At 66.2% G+C, this 21,598-nt stretch carries 18 protein-coding genes; 12 read left to right on the plus strand and 6 right to left on the minus strand.

Annotated elements, in window-relative coordinates; translation table 11 throughout:
- Nucleotides 1-58: 58 nt before the first annotated feature.
- Entirely contained in the window at nt 59-910 is an 852-nt protein-coding gene (locus tag ACVOME_RS03440) for an AraC family transcriptional regulator (RefSeq protein ID WP_481504734.1), read from the minus strand.
- 199 nt (nt 911-1,109) lie between these two features.
- On the opposite strand from ACVOME_RS03440, the gene ACVOME_RS03445 reads away from it, so the two are divergent.
- The 8 genes from ACVOME_RS03445 (at nt 1,110) to ACVOME_RS03480 (ending at nt 9,364) form a co-directional block, all read left to right on the plus strand.
- Nucleotides 1,110-2,306, plus strand: coding sequence for a GAF domain-containing sensor histidine kinase (locus ACVOME_RS03445; RefSeq protein ID WP_481504735.1), 1,197 nt, complete (start codon nt 1,110-1,112; stop codon nt 2,304-2,306).
- Between the two features lie 458 nt (nt 2,307-2,764).
- Nucleotides 2,765-3,412 carry an aldehyde dehydrogenase iron-sulfur subunit PaoA gene (gene paoA / locus ACVOME_RS03450; protein ID WP_065182255.1) on the plus strand — a complete coding sequence of 216 codons (648 nt, stop codon included), beginning with the start codon at nt 2,765-2,767 and terminating at the stop codon, nt 3,410-3,412.
- Nucleotides 3,409-4,359 (plus strand): FAD binding domain-containing protein, encoded by a 951-nt coding sequence (locus tag ACVOME_RS03455; RefSeq protein WP_053515781.1) that lies wholly within the window; start codon nt 3,409-3,411, stop codon nt 4,357-4,359. The genes paoA and ACVOME_RS03455 overlap by 4 nt, the downstream gene beginning before the upstream one ends.
- The gene (gene paoC / locus ACVOME_RS03460; protein WP_481504736.1) at nt 4,359-6,563 is read left to right on the plus strand and encodes an aldehyde oxidoreductase molybdenum-binding subunit PaoC; all 2,205 of its coding nucleotides are present in this window, start codon (nt 4,359-4,361) and stop codon (nt 6,561-6,563) included. Before ACVOME_RS03455 ends, paoC begins: the two co-directional genes overlap by 1 nt.
- 9 nt (nt 6,564-6,572) lie before the next feature.
- Nucleotides 6,573-7,634 carry an XdhC family protein gene (locus ACVOME_RS03465; protein ID WP_262218134.1) on the plus strand — a complete coding sequence of 354 codons (1,062 nt, stop codon included), beginning with the start codon at nt 6,573-6,575 and terminating at the stop codon, nt 7,632-7,634.
- Nucleotides 7,610-8,233 (plus strand): nucleotidyltransferase family protein, encoded by a 624-nt coding sequence (locus ACVOME_RS03470; protein WP_262218133.1) that lies wholly within the window; start codon nt 7,610-7,612, stop codon nt 8,231-8,233. The genes ACVOME_RS03465 and ACVOME_RS03470 overlap by 25 nt, the downstream gene beginning before the upstream one ends.
- Nucleotides 8,234-8,439: 206 nt before the next feature.
- Nucleotides 8,440-8,571, plus strand: a complete 132-nt coding sequence (locus ACVOME_RS03475; RefSeq protein WP_262218132.1) for a hypothetical protein — start codon at nt 8,440-8,442, stop codon at nt 8,569-8,571.
- A 61-nt stretch (nt 8,572-8,632) separates the two neighbouring features.
- Nucleotides 8,633-9,364 carry a hypothetical protein gene (locus ACVOME_RS03480; RefSeq protein ID WP_197571008.1) on the plus strand — a complete coding sequence of 244 codons (732 nt, stop codon included), beginning with the start codon at nt 8,633-8,635 and terminating at the stop codon, nt 9,362-9,364.
- Between the two features lie 705 nt (nt 9,365-10,069).
- Here the strand turns inward: ACVOME_RS03480 and ACVOME_RS03485 are convergent.
- From ACVOME_RS03485 to ACVOME_RS03495, 3 genes are all read right to left on the minus strand, one after another.
- Nucleotides 10,070-10,507 (minus strand): DUF4124 domain-containing protein, encoded by a 438-nt coding sequence (locus ACVOME_RS03485; RefSeq protein WP_481504737.1) that lies wholly within the window; start codon nt 10,505-10,507, stop codon nt 10,070-10,072.
- A 456-nt stretch (nt 10,508-10,963) separates the two neighbouring features.
- A complete protein-coding gene (locus tag ACVOME_RS03490) occupies nt 10,964-11,662 on the minus strand; it encodes a transporter (protein ID WP_262218113.1) in 699 nt (232 codons plus the stop codon).
- Between the two features lie 278 nt (nt 11,663-11,940).
- The gene (locus ACVOME_RS03495; protein WP_111186961.1) at nt 11,941-12,924 is read right to left on the minus strand and encodes a LacI family DNA-binding transcriptional regulator; all 984 of its coding nucleotides are present in this window, start codon (nt 12,922-12,924) and stop codon (nt 11,941-11,943) included.
- A gap of 159 nt (nt 12,925-13,083) precedes the next feature.
- On the opposite strand from ACVOME_RS03495, the gene ptsP reads away from it, so the two are divergent.
- The 4 genes from ptsP to ACVOME_RS03515 all read left to right on the plus strand — a co-directional run bounded on the left by ptsP (nt 13,084) and on the right by ACVOME_RS03515 (nt 19,663).
- Nucleotides 13,084-15,594, plus strand: coding sequence for a phosphoenolpyruvate--protein phosphotransferase (gene ptsP / locus ACVOME_RS03500; protein ID WP_481504738.1), 2,511 nt, complete (start codon nt 13,084-13,086; stop codon nt 15,592-15,594).
- A complete protein-coding gene (locus ACVOME_RS03505; RefSeq protein ID WP_262218107.1) occupies nt 15,591-16,547 on the plus strand; it encodes a 1-phosphofructokinase family hexose kinase in 957 nt (318 codons plus the stop codon). The genes ptsP and ACVOME_RS03505 overlap by 4 nt, the downstream gene beginning before the upstream one ends.
- Nucleotides 16,548-16,630: 83 nt before the next feature.
- Entirely contained in the window at nt 16,631-18,331 is a 1,701-nt protein-coding gene (locus ACVOME_RS03510; protein WP_053516393.1) for a PTS fructose transporter subunit IIC, read from the plus strand.
- A gap of 78 nt (nt 18,332-18,409) precedes the next feature.
- Nucleotides 18,410-19,663: a carbohydrate porin gene (locus tag ACVOME_RS03515; RefSeq protein WP_346480304.1), complete on the plus strand. Its 1,254-nt coding sequence runs from the start codon at nt 18,410-18,412 to the stop codon at nt 19,661-19,663.
- Nucleotides 19,664-19,711: 48 nt separating this feature from the next.
- On the opposite strand, the gene ACVOME_RS03520 is transcribed toward ACVOME_RS03515, so the two are convergent.
- The gene (locus tag ACVOME_RS03520) at nt 19,712-20,563 is read right to left on the minus strand and encodes an aldose epimerase family protein (RefSeq protein WP_481504739.1); all 852 of its coding nucleotides are present in this window, start codon (nt 20,561-20,563) and stop codon (nt 19,712-19,714) included.
- Nucleotides 20,553-21,590 (minus strand): glycoside hydrolase family 43 protein, encoded by a 1,038-nt coding sequence (locus ACVOME_RS03525; protein ID WP_197599982.1) that lies wholly within the window; start codon nt 21,588-21,590, stop codon nt 20,553-20,555. The genes ACVOME_RS03520 and ACVOME_RS03525 overlap by 11 nt, the downstream gene beginning before the upstream one ends.
- Nucleotides 21,591-21,598 lie beyond the last annotated feature (8 nt).

Genomic DNA, 21,598 nt, shown 5'->3' on the forward strand with positions numbered 1-21,598 from the left:
TCGAACCGGGCCGGAGGTGGAGCAGGCCAGGGGGGGGGGCGGGAGTTGGCCAGTCCGTTCAGCCCAGCAGATGGCCGGGCAAGGTGATTGTGGGCGGCGCGATCTGCGGCGCCAGCATGGAACGTTCTGAAAGGTAGCGCCCAGGCGGCTTTCCCATCGCCTTGCGAAACATGGTTACAAAGCCGCTTGCACTGCCGTACCCCAGATCCAGTGCGATCGTTTGAACGCTTTCACCTTGGGCCAGACGTTGGAGCGCGAGGATGACGTGCAGCTGCCGGCGCCAACGACCAAAGCCCATACCGATCTCGTCCTGCAGGAGGCGGCTCATGCTGCGCTCGCTCATGCCGACGCGGCTCGCCCATACGCCCTTCGGGGTCTTGTCGGTCGGGTCGACCAGCAGGCACTCGGCCAGGCGACGGAGTCTTGCATCGCGCGGCATCGGCAGATGCAGATCTTCAACCGGGGCCTCTGCCAGCTGGTCGAGCAATGTGGCAATGAGGCGCTCCTCCTTGCCTCCAGCTGCATACCGCTCGGGAAAATCAGCCGCCTTCAACAGCAGTTCGCGCAGCAATGGCGAAACCGCAACGGTACAGCAGAACGTTGGGAGGTCCGGTGCGGCCTCCGGCTCGACAAACAGGCAGTAGCATTCTGTGTGTCCCGCTCCCCTTGCCGAGTGGGGAAGGTCGCCCGGTATCCAGACTGCGCACTGCGGAGGAACGATCCAGACGCCATCTTCCACCTCACAGGTCAAGACGCCGCGAACCGAATAGATCAGCTGTGCCTTGCGGTGCTGGTGGCGCTCATTTTCCCAGTCCCGCGCCACCGAAGCGGCAGTAACGGCTACAACTGCCTGGTGAAGGCTGTCGACGCTCGCGTGCGCTGCGAAATCAGTGGTGGATACTCTGGACATGATGAAGGGGTCGATAGGCGGACGGCGATCTGCCGCCCGATTAGGGATTGCGGCCATTCACTTGTCAATGAAGCAGGCGCATGCTCGCGGCTGCGGGCTCATCGCCCGTTTGCCCGCTTTGGACGCCCCCTTCTGAACGGAGCCGGCTTGCGATGGCGGTTTCATGGGATGATGCATCACTGTGCCCGCCTGCCAACATATGCATACGCTGACTGATCCCCACCTTCTCAATGACGTCGCTGAGATCGGTCGTATCGAGGCAGTGCCGCGCATCCTCGAAACCGTAGCCCATATCACGGGCTCGAGATTCACGGCGATTGCCAGGGTTACAGAGACGACCTGGACGGCCTGCGCCACCCTGGACACGCTCGGGTTCGGGCTTGTTCCAGGCGGGCAGCTGGTCCTGGAAACCACCATCTGTGACGAGATCAGGCAGTCATCAACCTCCGTGGTTTTCGCACGCGCCAGTACCCACCCGCTGTACTCCAAGCACCACACGCCTCGGATCTACGGGCTTGAGAGTTACGCGTCGGTTCCGATTCATCGGCCGGACGGCAGATTCTTCGGCACCCTGTGCGCCATCGATTCTTCGCCGGGCAACTTCGATGAAGCCCATGTCCGACGGTCCATGGAGCTGCTTGCCGAGCTCGTCGGCAACTATCTGGACAAGGAGGACCGCCTACAGGAAGCGGAGACGGCGCTTTCGGACGCGCAGCGGGATTCCGACTTGCGCGATCAGTTCATCGCGGTACTGGGCCATGATCTTCGCAGCCCCCTCCAGGCAATCAGCGTAGCAGCAGATGCACTTGAGGATGAGGCGACGTCCGCGCGTCAGCAGCAGATGCTTGCGCACATCACATCTGGCGTGACCCGGATGGATGGGCTCATAAACGATGTACTTGATTTTGCCAGGGGCCGATTGGGTGGAGGCATCCCGATCTCGCTCCGGGAAAGCGATACGCTGCAAGCTGACCTCGAACGAGTTGCAGCGGAAGTGGCGATCGCCACCGGTCGCGAGGACATCGATGTGCAGATGCGGATCGAGGGCAGCGTGGTCTGCGATCCCGGCAGGCTGTCGCAGCTGCTGGCCAACCTGCTGACGAACGCAGTGCAGCATGGCGAGCGGTCGCTTCCTGTCACGCTGAGGGTGCATGCTGCATCCAATCGCCTCACGCTGGATGTGCACAACGCAGGCTGCATTGCGCCCGACAGGCTCAGCACCATTTTCAACCCGTTCTCGCGTGAGAAGGGCGAGCTTCCCAGGCCAGGTCTTGGTCTGGGCATCTATATCGCATCGGAGATTGCCAAGTCTCACGGCGGGATACTCGATGTGGTGTCAAGTGAAAGTGCCGGAACAGTGTTCACGTTCCGGATGCCAAGCGCGGATGTTGCCTGAGCGCCGGGGCTGGCCCTGCTTGACGCCGCGGCATGCACTATCCAGGAGGTAGGCCGCGGTGGACTTTCGCTCAAGCAAGCTGTGGTAGCTCACGTCGAAGCACTTCGTGCGCTGCGCGAGGGCGAAGGCGGACCGTCAGGCCCCGTTGGCCGGACAATGCGCTGCCAACGGAAGCTCTCGCGCATTCAGCGTGGATCGTGCCTCCTTGCTGGGGTTGGTAGGAAAGTTCCTTCTCTCAGTGCCGCAGATCAGTGTCTGTGGCGCACGCTTGCCAGACACGGCATTGAAGATGACCGGCCAGTACGCTCGGCCGATGATGCCGGCATGCCTCCGACCGGCTTCACAAATCTGTACCCCGAAGACGGGCATAGTGCCCTCTGAGTAGTGTGAGCGCGTCCATCCAGCCACGGGGTTTCCCCGAACGCCAGGAGGTCACTGTGCCAAGTTGGGATGAAGGAATGAAGTTGACGCGTCGCCAGGTGATCGCCGGCGGCGCCACGACCGTGGCGATGTCCGCCGCACCAGGGGCGTCATCGCTCGCCGCCGAACTGGCGGCATCCCCGCCGCCCAGGCCGCCGGTCATCAGCACGGTGGCCTTGACCGTCAACGGCGCGCGCCGGGAGCTTGAGCTCGACACGCGAACCACGCTGCTCGATGCCCTACGCGAACATCTGGAGCTGACCGGGACCAAAAAGGGCTGCGACCACGGTCAATGCGGTGCCTGTACCGTGCTGGTCAACGGTGAGCGCATCAATGCCTGCCTCAGCCTGGCGGTGCAGCACCAGGGCGATGCCATCACCACCATCGAAGGCCTCGGAACCCCCGATGACCTGCATCCGATGCAGGCCGCCTTCATCAAGCATGACGGTTACCAGTGCGGGTATTGCACGCCGGGGCAGATCTGTTCGGCGGTAGCGGTACTGGACGAGATCAAGCGGGGTGTCCCCAGCCATGTGCAGGCGGACGTCAGCGCACTGCCCCAGGCCACCAGCATGGAAATGCGCGAACGCATGAGTGGCAACCTCTGCCGATGCGGCGCCTATTCCAACATTGCCGAGGCAATGCAAGAGGTCGCTGGCGTGACCTCTGCAGGGAGGCGCTCATGAGGGCCTTCAGTTACGAACGCGCGAAGTCTCCGGCCGAGGCCGCCAAAGCCGTGGCCGGTACCGAGGGTGCGAAGTTCCTGGCCGGAGGGACCAACCTGCTCGACCTGATGAAGCTGGAGGTCGAGACGCCAACGCACCTGGTCGACGTGCAGGACATCGGCCTGGACAGGATCGAACCCACCGACGAGGGCGGCCTGCGCATCGGCACGCTGGTCACCAATACCGCACTGGCCTCGCATGAGCGCGTGCGCCGCGACTACGCGGTGTTGACCCGCGCGATCGTGGCAGGCGCCTCCGGGCAGCTGCGCAACAAAGCCACCACCGGCGGAAATCTGCTGCAGCGCACGCGCTGCCCGTATTTCTACGACCCCCATCTGCCCTGCAACAAGCGCCTGCCCGGATCAGGCTGCGGCGCGCTCGAAGGGTTCTCCCGCCAGATGGGCGTGATCGGCACCTCGGACAGCTGCATCGCGACCTATCCGGGCGACATGGCGGTGGCCCTGCGGGTGCTGGACGCCTCGATCCAGACCGTCAGGGGTGACGGTAGTACGCGCAGCATCCCGATCGCCGATTTCCATCGTTCCCCCGGCGACAGGCCGCAGCAGGACAACGTGCTGCAGCGCGGTGAGCTGATCACCCACGTCACGCTGCCGGAACCCCTGGGCGGTCGGCACGTGTACCACAAGGTACGTGACCGCGCGTCCTATGCGTTCGCACTGGTGTCGGTCGCCGCGGTCGTGCAGCAAGACGGCTCGGCGCGGTTCGCCTTCGGTGGAGTTGCGCCGAAGCCGTGGCGCATCGAGGCAGCCGAACCCCTGCTGCGCGACGGCGTAAAGGCCGCGGCCCGGCAGGTGTTCGCCGGCGCCCGTCCGACGCGGGAGAACGCGTTCAAGATCGCTCTCGCCGAGCGCACCCTCGCAGCCGTGCTGGTGGAAGGAGAGCACTGATGCCCCTTGAATTCAACACCCCCGCCGGTGACAACCTGTTCGACAAGGCTAAGGTCGTCGGCAAGTCGACGCCGCGCATCGACGGCCCACGCAAGACCACCGGCACCGCCCCCTATGCGTATGAGCGCCATGACGTGGCACCGAACCAGGCCTACGGCTATATCGTCGGCGCGGGCATCGGCAAGGGGCGCATCATTTCTATGGATGCCTCCCGCGCACGCGCCGCCCCGGGCGTGCTGGCGGTCATCACCGCACCGGAGACCAAGCCGGTCGGCAAATCGAACTGGAACAATGCACCGCTGTTCGGCGGCCCCGACGTGGCCCACTACCACCAGGCCATCGCCTGCGTGGTGGCAAAGACCTTCGAGCAGGCCCGCGCCGCCGCGGCATTAATCCGCACCCGCTATGAGCGCGGCAAGGGCCGCTTCGATTTTCCCGCACTGGCGCCGTCCGCGCCGCTGGCAAAGGGGCGCGATGGCAAGCCCGACCGGCAGGCGCTGGGCGATTTCGACACCGCCTACGCGAGCGCCGCGGTCAAACTCGACGAGACCTACCACACCTCCGACGAAAGTCATTCGATGATGGAGCCGCACGCCACCATCGCCGCCTGGGAGGGCGACACGCTCACGCTGTGGACGGCGAACCAGATGATCGACTGGGCCAGGCAGGGCATGGCGGCGATCCTCGGCATCGATCCTGCCAAGGTGCGCGTGGACTCGCCCTATATCGGCGGCGGCTTCGGCGGCAAGCTGTTCATCCGTGCCGACGCGGTGCTGGCCGCGTTGGCGGCCAAGCAGGTCGGGCGACCGGTGAAGATCGCGCTGCAACGGCCTTTGATGGCCAACAACACCACCCACCGGCACGCAACCATTCAACGCGTCCGGATCGGTTGCGCGGAAGACGGCAGGATCTCCGCCATCGCCCATGAGAACTGGTCGGGCAACATCAACGGCGAGGACGGCGAGAACGGCACCCTGCAGACGCCCAAGCTCTACGCGGGCGCCAACCGCCTGGTGGCCAACTACATCGCCACGCTCGACATGCCCGAAGGCAATGCAATGCGCGCGCCGGGCGAAGCGCCAGGCCACATGGCGCTGGAAGTGGCGATGGACGAAATGGCCGAGAAGCTGGGCCTCGACCCGATCGCGTTCCGCATCCTCAACGAGCCGGAGGTCGTACCCGGCGACCCGTCCAAGAAGTTCTCCGACCGCAACCTGGTGCGCTGCCTGCGCGAAGGCGCCAAGCGCTTCAACTGGAACAAGCGCAATGCCAGGCCGGCGCAGGTAAGGGAAGGGCACTGGCTGGTCGGCATGGGCGTGTCCGCGGGCTATCGCGGCGCACCGACGATGAAGTCGGCGGCGCGGGTGCGGCTCGACGGCCAAGGCGGCGTGATCGTGGAAACCGACATGACCGACATCGGCACGGGCTCCTACACGATCATCGCGCAGACGGCAGCCGAGACCATGGGCGTGCCGCTGGACCGGGTCCAGGTGACCCTCGGCGACTCCCGTCATCCCGCCTCCGCCGGTTCCGGCGGCCAGTGGGGCGCGGCAAGCTCCACCGCAGGCGTGTACGCGGCGTGCGTCAGCCTGCGCCGCAAGGTGGGCGAGAAAATGGGCTTCGACGGCGACACCGCAAACTTCGCCGATGGCCGCATCCAGGCGGATGGGCGGACCATCAAGCTGGCGGAGGCGGGGACACTGTCGGCGGAGGACGGCATTGCCTTCGGCGACTTCAAACAAGGCTACGACGTCGGCACCTACGCAGGGCATTTCTGCGAGGTCGCCGTGCATGCCTACACTGGAGAGACGCGCATTCGCCGCATGCTTGCCGTATGCGATGGCGGCCGGATCCTCAATCCGCTGTCCGCACGCAGCCAGGTCATCGGCGGGATGGTGATGGGCGCGGGTGCGACCCTCATGGAGGAACTGGTGGTCGACAAGCGGCTTGGCTTGTTCATCAACCACGACCTGGCCGGCTACGAGGTTCCCGTGCACGCCGATATTCCATACCAGGAAGTGGTCTTCCTCGATACGCTGGACCCGGTGATCTCGCCGATGAAGGCCAAGGGCGTGGGTGAACTGGGCATCTGTGGGGTCGGTGCCGCGATCGCCAATGCGGTCTACAACGCAACCGGTGTGCGCGTGCGCAGCTATCCCATCACCCTCGACAAGCTGTTGCCCGGCTTGCCCGACGTGGGCTGACCCTTGCGCATGGACCAACCCGCGGCCTCAGCCACTCTGGAGGCCTCCGCGATAGGCGGAGGAGGGCCCAGGGATGCTGCCGGGCAATTGTCCGCAGCACCGGGCTTCCTCACCGAAGGAAGCCCACGGAGCGTGCTCGAGACGGCCTTGACGCGCGCGCGCGCGGGGCAGCACGCCGTGCTCGCGCTGGTGCTGGAAACCGATGGCTCCACCTACGCCGGTGCCGGCGACATGGTGCTGTTCTGCAACGGCAGCCAGGTCGGCTGGCTGAGCGGCGGATGCCTGGAGCCCGAGCTCGCGCGACGCGCAGAGCAGGTAAGCGCGGCAGGGCAGGTCGATTGGATCGAGATCGACACGCGCAGTGACGAGGACCTGCTGAGTGGGTCCGCGCTTGGGTGCCGCGGTCGGCTGCGGATTGCGCTCCTGCCATTACGTGCCATGGCCGGCATCGACGTTGTCATCGAGGCATGGCTGCGCGAGGGTGTGCCACTACAGCGCGAGCTTCGCGCATCGGGGCAGATTGTTTTCCGCGCGGGCCATCGCGAGCGGACGTGGCAGCTGCATCCGATGGACGGTATGCAGCCCTTTGGTGAGGGGGCGTGGTGTTTGACGCTGCCCCGGCTTCCGCGGGCCCTGATCCTGGGGGGCGGTCCTGAAACGCCCTTCCTGGTTCCGTTGCTGCGTGGCCTGGGGTGGCGGATCAGCGTGGCCGAACGGCGAGCGCGCTGGGCCTCAGCGGGGCAGGGCGCGGATGCACAGTTGCAGACCAGCCCGGCCGAGGCCTTCCATGGCGACCCGTGCGACGCGGTACTGGTGATGCATCACGATTTCGAACTTGACCGGGAGGCGCTGGTGGCCCTGGCGGATACCAAAGTCGCGTTCATTGGACTGCTGGGTCCGCAGCGAAGGCGCGAGGACTTATTCAAACTGCTGACTCCGGATCAGCGCCACCGCCTGTCCCCGAGACTTCGATCACCGGTTGGCCTGAAAATCGGCGGCCGAGGGCCAGAGGCGATTTCGCTCAGCATCGCCGCGCAGCTGCAGCAATGGCGAAGCGCGCACGGCAGGTGACTGACCCGCATGCGGTCGTCGTGCTTGCTGCCGGCGGGAGCACCCGACTTGGCCAGCCCAAGCAGCTTCTAACCCGGCAGGGCGAGACCCTGGTACATCGCGTGGTCCGATTGGCGCTGGAGCTCGCGCCAGCGCAGGTGCTGGTCGTAGTAGGCGCGAACGCACAGGCAGTGACATCCAGCATTGCCGGGCTGGATGCCACCCCGGTAACCAACCACCACTGGGAACGCGGCCTGGCGAGCAGTCTGCAGGTCGCCGGCGCACACTTGCTGCCGACGGTGAGCGCGGTGATGGTCGTGGCATGCGACCAGCCCGCAATCGAGCACGCCCATCTGCAGGCGCTGCTTTCGGGTGCCCGCGCCGCGGCCTCAGCGTGCGCGGGCACCCGTCACGGGAGTGCGCTTGGCGTTCCCGCGGTAGTGCCGCGCGCCTGGTTCACCCCTGTGGGTGCAGCCGGTGACCGCGGCTTCGGAGCGCGCCTGCGGCAACTTCCTGCCGATATGGTGCATGTCCTACAGGCACCGGAACTGGGCCTCGATATCGACACGCCAGAAGATCTTGCGCGTGCGCGCGATGCGGGCTGGATCGATGCTGAGTGAGTCGCACGTGGGTTCGGCCCCGTTTGAAATCGCGGCCGAGGCCAATGTGCCCAGTGCCAACGTTGCCTATTCCTTTGGCCCGCGCGCCTGGCTGGACGACCTGACCTGCTACAACAACCTCAGCATGACCCGCCCGGTGGGGCACAGCGGCGGGGTGCGCGACTCCTGGCAGAACGTCACCGGCTGCAGCCTGCGGAAGGGGCGGGTTGCTCACCCATGTCGCCTGCATTGCCGGCCGCAACATTTGGTTTGCCGGCGGTGATGGCATCGGCATCAACAATGGCGGCCCGTCGCGCTGGCATTCGCGGCTGAACCTCAATATCGGGTTCTATTTCTGAAAGGTGCTACGCGTCGGCTACGATGCTACGGTCGGCATCGTAGCCGGTGGCAGGGGATGCAATGGATATGCAGGCAGCGGGCGAACTCGATTCGCCGGTAAAGACCGATTCGCAGGAACTGACCTTCCACTGGCTCTACCAGCGGGCCCAGGGGCTGGCTGAGCACAGCATCTATCCGAAGGCGGGCAGGGTGGAAACGTGGGCGTTTCGCATCGGCTTGGGCGCCGCAATCGTTGGCATTCTCTGTGGCCAGCTGCCTGATCGGTGGCTACCTGTGAGTGTGGTGCTGCAAGTGGTTGTTGCGTGCCTGGCCATCGAGATCGGAGGCTTCATCGTTGGAGTTGCCCTGGCCGCCTGCAGAGGAATTCACCAGTTCAGCCAGCCACGGCTCTCGCACGCCAAGGAGATGGACGGCGACTTCGCGCACTGGCAAACGGTGGTTACCGAGCTTCGCAGCTTCCCCCGCATCGAGCGTGAGCGACGCCTTCGCTATGTCAGCACGCTGCGCACCAACATGATCGAGCGCATGGGCATGATGTATGGCGGCCTGCAGCGGATCGGGCCGTTTCCACTGCTGATCGCGCTCTACCTGCAATTCCGCGAATGGAAATGGGGTGACTGGGCGAGCGCGTTCGACGTCAGCCTGGTCGGCGCATTGTTGATCTTCGCCATGGTGCTGCTGTACCTCCTGGGCTGGATGCTGATCAGCCTCCGCACCCGCCTGGATACTTACGTCGCCCTGCTCGAGGGCTCCACCCACGAGCCCGAGCCCCCGCAACCAGCGCCACAGTAGAGCCGAGCCATGCTTGGCTACGGCATGCCACATCGCACCCCATCAGGTATCCCACCAGCCAGCAGCTGCAGCTGCCCGGTCCAGCAGAACAGGCTCCGGCACGCCCGCCCGAAGGCCGGTCAGGTCAATACGGTGGTGCGGGTCGAACACGATCATGCCGCGATCTCATACAAGGCTGGGCGGTCTCAGGGCGGAGGCAGGGGCCGAGCCAGAGGCCCAGCCATTGCCATGCGGAGCCAACAAAGGCCCAGATTCGGCGGGTACGTGATTTCGCATAATGTATATTATGTTCATATCATCTTGGGATGGCTGGCACGACTCTTGCCGTCTCCCCGGCTCCTACTCTGGCATGGAGCCTGATCGTGCGTGATCGGAAACTAACCGGCCCTTGGGCCGGTTTTTCGTTTAAGGATGGCCGACTGGTCACCCCCGAGCGCCGCGAGCTGGAGGCGCAGGACCTGGCCTGGCTATCACTCACTGCTGCACAAGCGCAGGAATGGCTGCGGCCGATGGAAACCCGTGGGGTGCCGGCGAATCGGGACGTTCTAGCCAAGAACCAACGGCGTTCGCCCAGAGTGATGGCTGGGCCCGACGCCGAGCCGGCAGCAGCGGTCCTGCCTATACCTGGGCCGAGATCTCGCCAGCGCGTGTGAGGTGCTTCCGTAGGGGGCGCTCCCCTGCACCCGGCGTGATGCGTCACGGTAATCACTTACAAGCCCGCCAGACCATATCGTCCATACGCCTGCCAACATCAAACGGGCGGTTGGTACCGTAGGCCCTGAAAACGCGCTCACGCTCCGCACGTGCGGCCTCGCAGGCCTTGGCATCCCTGTACTGAGAGATATGGTGCAACTGCCCGCCACCGCCGCCGTTTCTGTAAACAGGTGCTGGGCGCGGCGCCGGCCGAGGCGCGACGGAAGCCGAGTTCTGCTGCCGGATCATGTCCAAGCGCCGCTCATTGGCTGCCGATTCCGCGGATCGTGGCGCGACATCTACATTCCACGTCTTGGCGGCTTCACCGCTGGCGCATGGCATTGACTGGTACTCGACGCCGCCCTTGGTGACGCACTTGTAAATCTGCTGGGCGCCTAATGGCGCAGCCATCACACACAGCAGCACTGCTGCCGCAATCCTTGTGACCATGACTTCCCCCTGTAGCTGGCCCGAAGCTTACCCCCTTCGCCTTAGGGTTGGCGAGTAAGGGCGGGGTCACAGCTTTGTGGGGATCGCTGGCGTGGTCATGTGGCTGCTGCTCTGGAACGACGGCGTCTCCGAGAAGCTGCCGAGCGCCCTATCCCCACGAGCGGTGGCGCTCCCGTTTCCGTTCCGGCTGCGCCGTTAGCCGTTGTTGTACGCATCATAGAAGCCGCCGATGAAACTGTTCAGATGCTCTGCGAGATCACCCGCATTCTGTCGAATTTCTTCAAGCGTAATGACAGAGATTGCCACGGATCACACTCCTTGTTGAATCTGGCCAGAGAGAAGGGATGACACACATGCGTGCAGCACCTCCACCCGAGACGGGGCAATCCTGCAAGTATTCTTCGTACAGCGGCACGCCCGGGCTTGGGAACCGATCGGACAATCACCGCCCCGCGCTCATCGCTCGGGAGGTTTGGGGAAGAGCAGCTTGGGAGTTCCGACAATCAGCAGCCATGCGCCCATGGCCGCCCCGTAGGCAAGGATCGTCCCCACAAAGAATGTGCCCAAGAGGCTGCCGGTGAACAGCTGATACAGTCCTTTGCCGCGGTCTGCAGCGCCGGCTCCAACAGTCAGCACGATTGCCGGCAGCAGAACCATTCCGCTGCAGAGGATCAGGGAGAATGCGCCTAGCAGCCAGCGCTTGGCCAGCGGATTCCATGGCATGGGATAGCCTGCAAGCAGTCGCCTGATCCAAAGGAACAACACTGGAATGGCGATCAAGTACATCAAAGCCACATACAACCAGGTTCGAACATCGGTGCTGCCGCCGTCGAACATGGCATGTGGGTATGCCCCTGTGCGATACAGCGCTTCGGCGATTGCCGTCAGAGCCGCGCTAATGCCCATCGCGGGCCAGAACAGACGCGAGACCTTGCCCCACTGCGCGTTGCGTTGCTGCTGCTCATCGTTCATGCCAGACATGAAAGCCTTCTTGGGAGGATGTGTCATGAGATGCCCAGGGCACTCCCGGGCTGTCACGGATTCGGCCAGGGAATGGCATGAGCGGCTGCTGCTAGCGTTCTCGCATCCCCTCGCCTGCGAGCCAAGAATCAACAGCGGAAGGAACGACCAGCGCAGCCACCAAGCATGCTTCATGCAGCATCCTTCATCGTCAAAGACAAGAACGGTTGGATGCGGCAACCGGCGGTTGGGTTTGAAGGCGGCTCTGCGTCGACTCACGAACGATCGCAATGAACACTTTCAGCGGCGCAGGTACCTGGCGATAGCTGGCGCAGCAAATGCAGCGATGGGACGTAAGCTATTTTCCTTCGACATCGACCGTGACGCGTCACGATAATTGGAGGTGGATCGGGCCAGATCACCTCCTCTCCACGATCTGCAAGGCAGTTCCGCAGGCCCCGGGCGTCCGGAAACTATCGCGAGGCGGTTGATCCCCGGACCACGCAGCGACCAGTCATCACCAGCCGGCGCACCGGCATGTCAGGTGCACGCAGGCGCTCCAGCAGCAGCGACATCGCGGCTCGCCCCATCTCCTCCACCGGTTGCTCGACGACAGTGATGCCCGGTTCAACCAGTTCGGTCCAGCGCTCGTTGTCGAACCCCGCCAGCGCCAGCGCGCCTGGAATCGCCAGTCCTGCGCTGCGTGCCGCTTTCAGTGCTCCCATCAGCAGCAGGCTGTTGCTGGTAACCAGCGCCTCGGGCCTCGAGGGCCCAGCCAGCCACTGTCCGGCGGTGCTGATGGCGGCCTCGGCCGTGGGTTCGACTTCCCGGTAGTCCGGTTCAAGCCCATGCCTGCGCATGGCCGCGAGATAGCCATCACGACGCTCGGCCGCAGTGGTGCTGGTGCTGCCGAACAGGCCGCCGATGCGTCGGTAGCCGCGTTCAACCAGATGCTCGACCAGGCCGGCCATGGCCGCCGGATTGTCCAGCACCACGCTGTCGATCGCCCCGCCCGGCGCGGCGCGGTCGACCAGTACCGTCGGATAGTCCAGCGCGAGCCGTTCCAGCCGCCCCACCGTGGTTCGGGTCGGCGCGAAGATCAGCCCGCTGATGCGCTCCTCGTGCATCAACTGCAGGTACAGTGCCTCGCGCTCGGGGTCCTCGTCGGTGTTGCACAGGGTGACGCGCAGGCCCTCGCGATAGGCGACCTCCTCCACCGCGCGGATCAGCGCGGTAAAGAAGGGGTTGCGGATATCCGCCACGACCAGCCCGATGATGCCGGTATGCCGGGAGCGCAGGCGCCTGGCCTGCAGGTTCGGGCGATAGCCGGTCTGGCGGATGGCGGCCTCGACCCGGCTGCGCACCTCTCCACTGACCGGGCCGCCACCCAGCACGCGCGACACCGTGGATTTGGAGACGCCCGCCACGCGCGCCACGTCGTTGATGCTGATGCTCATTGGATTGGAAACGTTCCCGGTCAACTGTGCTGGCCGCAGCTCGACGGCCGTTCAGGACAATGCTAACGCCAAAGTACTATTGGATTTTTGTGCAGTGCACATTGAAATGCGGGCTGGGAACGTTCCCAATACGCCAGCACACCCTTCCCGGAGCCCGCCTTGTCTTCCCTCCCCGCCCCTGCTCCCGTCAGCCACGAACTGATCCGCCTCGGCGCACGGGCCCGTGACAAGGCAGACGCCATCGCCCAGGCCGCACAGATGCTGCTGGCCGCCGGCTGCGTTGCGCCGGGCTACGAAACCAGCATGGGCCGCCGTGAGCAGCTGGCGAACACCTTCCTCGGCCACGGTGTGGCGATCCCGCATGGGCTCGGCGAGGACCGCCATCTGGTGCGCCGCGATGGCATTGCCGTGCTGCAGTTGCCGGACGGTGTCGAATGGAATCCGGGCCAGGTGACGCGGCTGGTGGTCGGCATCGCCGCCCAGTCCGATACCCACATCACCCTGCTACGCCGGCTCACCCGGCTCATCCAGGATGACGCCACGCTGCAGCGTCTGTTCACGACCGCCGAAGCGAGCGAGATCGTGACGGCGCTGGCCGGCGACGTCACCACCTTGGCCAACGATGTTCCAGCACAGGATCTGGCCGAGCATTTCGGCTGGACCATCGCCTACCCCAATGGCCTGCATGCGCGCCCTGCCACGCGCTGGGCCGAGACGGCCCGCAGTTTCAGCGCCCGTGCCCAGGTGCGCGCAGGCGACCAGGCGGCCGATGCCAAGAGCCTGGTCGCGCTGCTGCAGCTGGGTCTGCGTCATGGCGACCCGGTGAGTGTGTCTGCCGAAGGCGCGGATGCGCCCGCACTGCTGGCCGCACTGCGCAGGGTCATGGAGGGGTTGGTGGCTCAGGAAAAGGCCGATGCCGAACGCGCAGCACAGCGCAAGGCGGCGCCGGTCGCGGGCTGGAATCCACCGGAGGCACAGGCAGCGATCGTCGGCATTGGTGCCAGCCCCGGGTTGGCGATCGGCCGGATCCATGTGCTCGCCAGCAGGCAGACCAACGTCGCCGACCACCCCGCCCCGCTCGGGGAAGGCGGTGCACGCCTGCAGGACGCGCTCGGCCGCACCCGCCAGCAGCTGGCGGCGCTGCAGGACGACACCCAGCGCCGGCTCGGCGCGTCCGATGCGGCCATCTTCGGGGCCCAGGCCGCGCTGCTCGACGACACAGACCTGATCACCCGTACCTGTCAGCTGATGGTGGAAGGTCATGGCGTCGCGTGGTCATGGCACCAGGCCATCGAACAGATTGCCTCCGGGCTGGCGGCGCTGGGCAATCCGGTGCTCGCCGGGCGCGCAGCCGACCTGCGTGATGTGGGTCGGCGTGTGCTGGCACAGCTTGATCCGTCTGCGGCCGGCGGTGGTCTCGCCGACCTGCCCGCCTACCCCTGCATCCTGCTCGCGGCCGACCTGTCACCGTCAGACACCGCCAACCTCGACACCCGTCGCGTGCTCGGTCTGGCCACCGCACAGGGCGGGCCAACCTCACATACCGCGATCCTCTCGCGCACGCTCGGGTTGCCGGCGCTGGTTGCCGGTGGCGCGGATCTGCTGACGATTGAAGCGGGTGTGGAGGCCATCGTCGACGGCAGCAGCGGGCGGCTCTATCTGTCTCCGTCCGATGCCGATCTCGCTTCGGCCCGCGCCTGGATCGCCGAGCAGCAGCACATCCGCGAACGCGAGGCCGCGCAACGCGCGCAGCCGGCGCAGACGACCGACGGCCACCGCATCGACATCGGTGCCAACGTCAACCTGCCCGAACAGGTGCCGTTGGCACTGGAACAGGGCGCCGAAGGCGTTGGCCTGATGCGGACCGAGTTCCTGTTCCTCGAGCGCGGCAGCACGCCCAGCGAGGATGAGCAGTACGCCACGTATCGAGCGATGGCCAGCGCCCTGGATGGCCGCCCGCTGATCGTGCGCGCGCTCGACATCGGCGGCGACAAGCAGGTTGCGCACCTGGAGCTGCCGCATGAGGACAACCCGTTCCTCGGCGTGCGCGGCGCGCGCCTGCTGCTGCGCCGTCCCGATCTTCTGGAGCCGCAGCTGCGGGCGCTGTATCGCGCGGCGAGGGACGGTGCGCGCCTGTCGATCATGTTCCCGATGATCACGTCCGTACCGGAACTGATCGCGCTGCGTGCCATCTGCGAACGGTTGCGCATCGAGCTGGAGGCGCCCGAAGTGCCGATCGGCATCATGATCGAAGTGCCCGCAGCCGCAGCCCAGAGCGATGTGCTGGCGCGCCATGCCGATTTCTTCTCGATCGGCACCAATGACCTGACCCAGTACGTGCTGGCGATCGATCGCCAGAATCCGGAACTCGCCGTCGAGGCCGACAGCCTGCATCCCGCCGTGCTGCGCGCGATCCGCGCCACGGTCGACGGCGCACGCACGCATGGGCGCTGGGTCGGCGTCTGCGGTGGCCTGGCTGGCGACCCGTTCGGCGCCATGCTGCTGGCCGGTCTCGGCGTGGACGAGCTGTCGATGACCCCGAACGATATTCCGGCGGTGAAGGCCCGCCTGCGCAGTACCCGGTTGGCCGATCTGCAGGCGCTGGCCGGCAAGGCACTGGACTGCGAAACCACCGAACAGGTGCGTGCCCTTGAGGGAGCGCGCGCATGAACCCCCGCGCCGTCACCGTCACCCTGAACCCGGCGATCGACCAGACCGTGCGCCTGGCGGGCCTGCAGCCGGGGCATGTGCATCGTGCCTTCAGCAGCCGCGACGACGCGGGGGGCAAGGGCATCAATGTTGCCGCCTGCCTGGCCGACTGGGGCGTGCCGACAGCCGCACTGGGTGTGATCGGCGAGGACAACCCGGGCGTGTTCAGTGCGCTGTTCTCGGCGCGCGGCATCACCGACGGCTGCCTGCGCGTGCCGGGCCGGACCCGCACCAACATCAAGCTTGTGGATGAGACCCACGGCGAGACCACTGATATCAACCTGCCCGGCCTGCCCTTGAACGGCGCCGATCTGGATGCGGTGTGCCGACGACTCGCCGCCGTGCTCCAGCCACAGCTGCCGGTGGTGTTGTCCGGCAGCCTGCCCTCCGGCCTGCCGGCCGATTCATGGACGCGACTGCAGGCGCAGGCGGGCGGCGCGGGCGCGCGGGTACTGCTCGACACCAGCGGCGATGCGCTCGCCGCCGCCCTGAGCAGCGCACACGCGTCAGTGCCCTATGCGGTCAAGCCCAACCGCCACGAACTGGAGTCGTGGGCCGGAACGCCGCTGCCGGATCGGAGCGCCCTGCGCGCTGCCGGCCTGCGCCTGCTTGAACGCGGGGTTGCGCTGGTGGTGATTTCGATGGGCGTCGACGGCGCGCTGTTCATGGATCGCAACGGCGCCCTGATCGCGCGTCCCCCGCGTCTGTCGCAGGGCAGCACGGTCGGTGCGGGCGACGCCATGGTGGCCGGTATCGCCGCCGCACTGCTTGAGCCGGCCTTCGACCTGGCCAGCTGCGCGCGCCTGGCAACGGCCTTTTCGATGAGTCGCCTGCACAGCGGCGACGCGCGACGGCTGGATCCGGCGCAGGTCCGCGGGTGGACGGACGATGTACTGATCGAACGATTGGATTGAAACCCTGCAGGCGGCGCTGCAGGCCCCACGGCCCGCTCCAGCGCCTCACGCAGAACAGAACCCGAAGAATTCCAGGAGTTCCCATGCACCCTTTCCCCGTCATCATCGCCGCTGGCGCGCGCAGCATCGAGGCCGTTCTCGCTGCCGAAGCGCTGCGCCGCGCCGCCCGCCAGCGTGGCCTCGAACTGGTGATCGAGATCCGCAGCGAACAGGGCGTGACCGGCGCACTTGATGCCGCACACGCCACCGCGACGACGCTCCTGCTGGTGGGCGACGGCGAGGCCGATCTGACCCGCTTCGACACTGCGACGGTGGTGCGCGCCGGCCTCGGCGAAGTGCTGGACGATCCACTCGCTGCATTGGCATCACTGGAAACTGCTGTGCCCAAGGCCGATGCGGCGGACCCTCGCAAGCGCATCGTCGCTGTCACCTCCTGCCCGACCGGCATCGCCCACACGTTCATGGCGGCCGAAGGCCTGCAGCAGGCCGGCAAGGCGCTTGGTCACGCAATCCGGGTCGAAACGCAGGGCTCGGTCGGTGCGCAGGATGCGTTGAGCGACGAGGAAATCGCTGCCGCCGACCTGGTGCTGATCGCCGCAGACCGTGAAGTGGATCTGTCACGCTTCGCCGGCAAGCGCCTGTTCAAGAGTGGCACCAAGCCCGCGATCAACGATGGCCAGAACCTGCTCCGTAAGGCGCTGGCCGAGGCCAATGTCCACGCCGGCGCGTCTGCCCCGGGCCGCGCACCCGAGAAGAGCAAGGGCACCGGCCCCTACAAGCACCTGATGACCGGCGTATCGTTCATGCTGCCGTTCGTGACCGCAGGTGGTCTGCTGATCGCGTTGGCATTCGCCCTCGGCGGCATCTATGCCTTCGACGATGCACACAAGGGCACGCTGGCCTGGTCCCTGTTCCAGATCGGCGCCAAGGCCGGCTTCACTTTGATGGTGCCGGCACTTGCCGGCTACATCGCCTATTCCATCGCCGACCGCCCCGGCATCGCGCCCGGCATGATCGGCGGGCTGGTCGCGGTCAACATGGACGCGGGCTTCATCGGCGGCATCCTGGCCGGCTTCATTGCCGGCTATGGCGTGCACTGGATCAACCGAGCGCTGCGCCTGCCGCGCAGCCTGGAGGGCCTCAAGCCGGTATTGATCCTGCCGGTGCTGGGCACCCTGCTGGTGGGCCTGTTGATGATGTACGTGATCGGCACGCCGGTCGCAGGGCTGCTGGCCTGGCTGACCGAATGGCTGCGCGGCATGCAGGGCAGCAGCGCGATCCTGCTCGGTCTGCTGCTGGGCGGAATGATGGCGGTGGACATGGGCGGCCCGGTCAACAAGGCTTCCTATGCGTTCTCCACTGCACTGATCTCCAGCCAGGTCTACACGCCGATGGCAGCGACGATGATCGGCGGCATGACGCCGCCATTGGGCATCGCATTGGCGACGTGGTTGTTCAGCAACCGCTTCACGGCCGAGGAACGCGGCACTGCCGGAGCCGCCGGCGTGCTCGGTCTCAGTTTCGTCACTGAAGGTGCGATCCCCTACGCCGCGCGCGATCCGCTGCGCACCATTCCGGCGCTGATCCTTGGCTCGGCCGTGGCCGGCGCGATCTCGATGGCCGCCGGTGTCGAACTGAAGGTCCCCCATGGTGGCGTGTTCGTGCTGCCGATCCCGAACGCGGTCACCCATCTGGGCGTCTACCTGCTGGCGCTGCTGGCCGGCGTCACCGTGACGGCGCTCGCGCTGCGTCTCCTCAAGAAGCCGGTCACCGCCGCGGCCTGACCGTTCTCCCTGCCTCGATCACTCGGCTGTCCCGGCTCTCCGGGGCCGCGTCGTTGCCCATTTACAGGACTTCCGCCCATGCCCCGCTCCTCCCGCCGCCTGCTGCTGGCCGCACTCCTGCTGACGCTGCCCTCGCTGGCCGCGGCGGCCGACCGGGGCGAGGTCGTTTCACCCAAGCTCTCCTACACCGGCGAAGCCGCGGCCACGCTCGACGGCGGCAAGAACAGCGGCACGGCCTATGCCGGCCAGCTGATGTTCGGCGCGGACGTGAACCTGGAGGCCGCGTTCGGGTGGCAGGGGGCAACGATCAAGGCCTACGGCATCAACCGCCATGGCACCAATCTGGCTGCCAGCAGCACCGGCAACAGCACCTCGGTGCAGGAAATCTACGGTGGCCAGGGGACGCGTCTGGCCAATCTGACCCTCGAACAGAAACTGCTCGACGACCGCCTGGTGCTCGAAGCCGGACGCAGCGTCGCCAACATCCACTTCCTCGGCTCCGAACTGTGCCAGTACTTCCAGGGCAATTCGGCCTGCGGCAACCCGACCTACGTGTTCCGCACCAGCAACTTCACCTGGTGGCCGGTGTCGAGCTGGATGGCCGATGCCACCACCTGGTTGACGCCGGATGTCTATCTGCGCGTCGGCGCCTACCAGGTCGATCCGAGTCAGGCCGAAGACGGCCAGCATGGCCTGAAATGGAGCACGCACCAGGCCACCGGCTGGATCGTGCCGTACACGATCGGCTGGCGCAGCCCGGCTTCGGCGCGATTGCGGGCCCGGTATGAACTGGGTGGCTGGCAGGACAACTCGACCTATCGTGATCCGTTGCGCGACATCAACGGAATGCCCGCCGTGCTCAGTGGCCAGGACTACGCGAACCGCCACGGTCGCTCCGGTGCATTTGCCCGTTTCGAGCAGCAGCTGACCGGTGATGGCAGCGGTCGCGGCCTGACGGTCTTCGGCGCCGTGCTCAAGGGCACCTCAGGCCAGTTGATCGAGGATCACTTTCTGCAGGCCGGCCTGGTGCAGAAAGGCACCTTCGCCCGCCGTCCACAGGACAGCATCGCCTTCGTCGTGACCCAGCAGAAGTACAGCGGCATCGCCCTGGAGAACCTGCGCCTGGCGCGTGCCGCAGCCGGTGGCAGCGGCACCCCGCATGGGAGCCAGGTGATGATGGAGCTGAGCTACGGCATCCAGCTCACCCCACAGCTGCGGATTGCGCCGAACCTGCACTACATCGTGCATCCTGACCAGTTCAACGAACCTGCGCGCCAGCGTGACCTGCCGGATGCGCTGATTGCAGGCCTGCGCATCGATTGGAGCCTGTGATGGCCCGCTCCGTCGCAGTTCCCGCCCTGCGCTGGACCGCGCCGCAGTTCAGGGGGCGTCCTGGTCCCAGACCAGCTCGAACGTCTGCGCCAGCTGCTGACCGAGCTGCAGCCGGCGCGGCGCAAGCGTGAAGCCATCAGGTGGCCCGCTCTGCGGTTCGACGCAGGTGGCGTGGGGGGCACCGTCGTAGACAACCCAGTGGTCGCCGTCCGATCGCAGCCGCAGGCGCTGCCCGCCGCGCACCAGCGCGATGTCACGATCACGGTCGGTGATGAAACAGTCATCCCATGGACCTGGCGTGGGCGGCACGCACGGCAGAACGGCAATACCCTCCTCGTCACGCGGGTACATCGCGCGAGGCTTGAACAGCAGCCGGTCCGGCTTACGGAACCACGGGTGCCAGCCCAGTACTGCCGGCATGGCCTGCTGCGCAGCCTGCACCGAGAGGTGCAGCTGCAGGCAGTGTGCCTGCAGGCGTATGACCTGTCGGGCAACGCCACCGAAGGGCCAGTACCTGTCACGCGGCAGATCAAGCGTCAGCGTGGCACTCGTCGCGTCGAGGCTGTCGATCTGCCAGGGCCTGGAGAAGCCGACCCCGTGAATGGCGTGCCCGCCGAAGTTGACCGGCAATTCATGGGGTGCACCGTCGAAGCTGAAGTGTCCACGACGAATGCGCCCAGCCCACGGCACCATCGGATAGCAGCCCCAGGCGATCGTCGCCGCTCCGCCCTCCTCTGCGTCCACCAGCCAGTCCACGCCCCGGTAACGCATCTGTGCCAGGCGCCCCCCTGCCCCGGCCGCCAGCGCCACTTCGAGATCGCCTGCCTGAAGCCAGTGCAGCTCACCGGCCGGTAGCGGAGCAAGTGCGTCGTCCACCGGCAGCCTGCGCTCATGCACCATAGGGATCGATGGTCCGGATGCGACCATCGGCCTCCATGTGCAGCGGCGTGCACTTGGCCGAGCGCAGATGCGTCACGCCGCCGGACATCAGCGCATCGTGGTAGAACAGATACCACTGTCCCTTGAAGCTGCAGATGGAGTGGTGCGTGGTCCAGCCCACCACGGGCGTCAGCAGCACGCCGGCATAGGTGAACGGGCCATAGGGGCTGTCGCCGATCGCATAACACAGCAGATGCGTGTTGCCCGTGGAATAGGACAGGTAGTACCGGCCCTGATACTTGTGCACCCACGGCCCTTCAAAGAAGCGGCGCGCATGATCGTCCGCGCGCAGCGGCTGGCCGTGCTCGTCCAGGATCTGCACCTCGCGCGTGGGCTCGGCCAGTTCGGTCATGCCGGCATCGAGCCGGCCCACCCTCGGCCCCAGCGCCGGCGCACTGCCTGTCGGCTCCTCGTGCGCGGTGTCGTACCGATTGTCACGATAGTGCTGCAGCTGTCCGCCCCAGATCCCACCGAAGTACAGATAGTGGCTGCCGTCCTCGTCCTCGAATACGGCCGGGTCGATCGAGTACGCGCCCTGCATCGGTTCGGGCCGGGGAATGAATGGTCCCTCCGGCCGTTCGCCGACCGCCACGCCGATGCGGAACAGGCCCTGCGCATCCTTGGCCGGGAAATAGAAGTAGTAGCGCCCGTCGCGGCAGGCGGCGTCGGGCGCCCACATCTGCTTGTGCGCCCACGGCACATCGTCGAGGTGCAGCGCTTGGCCGCAATCGATGGCGTCGCCGTCGGGCGTGTCCATCCGCAGTACGTGGTAGTCCTGCATGCCGAAGTGCCCACCCTCGTCGTCGAACGGCTGGCCGCCGTCGATGTCGTGCGAGGGATAGATGTAGAGCCGTCCCTCGAAGACATGGGCCGACGGATCGGCGGTGTAGATATGGGTCACCAGCGGCTGCGAGATGGCGTGCCGGGTGAGCTGCGCGAGGCGGGCGTCGTCGGCCCGGCCGTCGTCGCCTGGAGAGAGGTCGATCATGGTCGTCA

The sequence above is a fragment of the Stenotrophomonas sp. STEN008 genome (assembly GCF_056760435.1).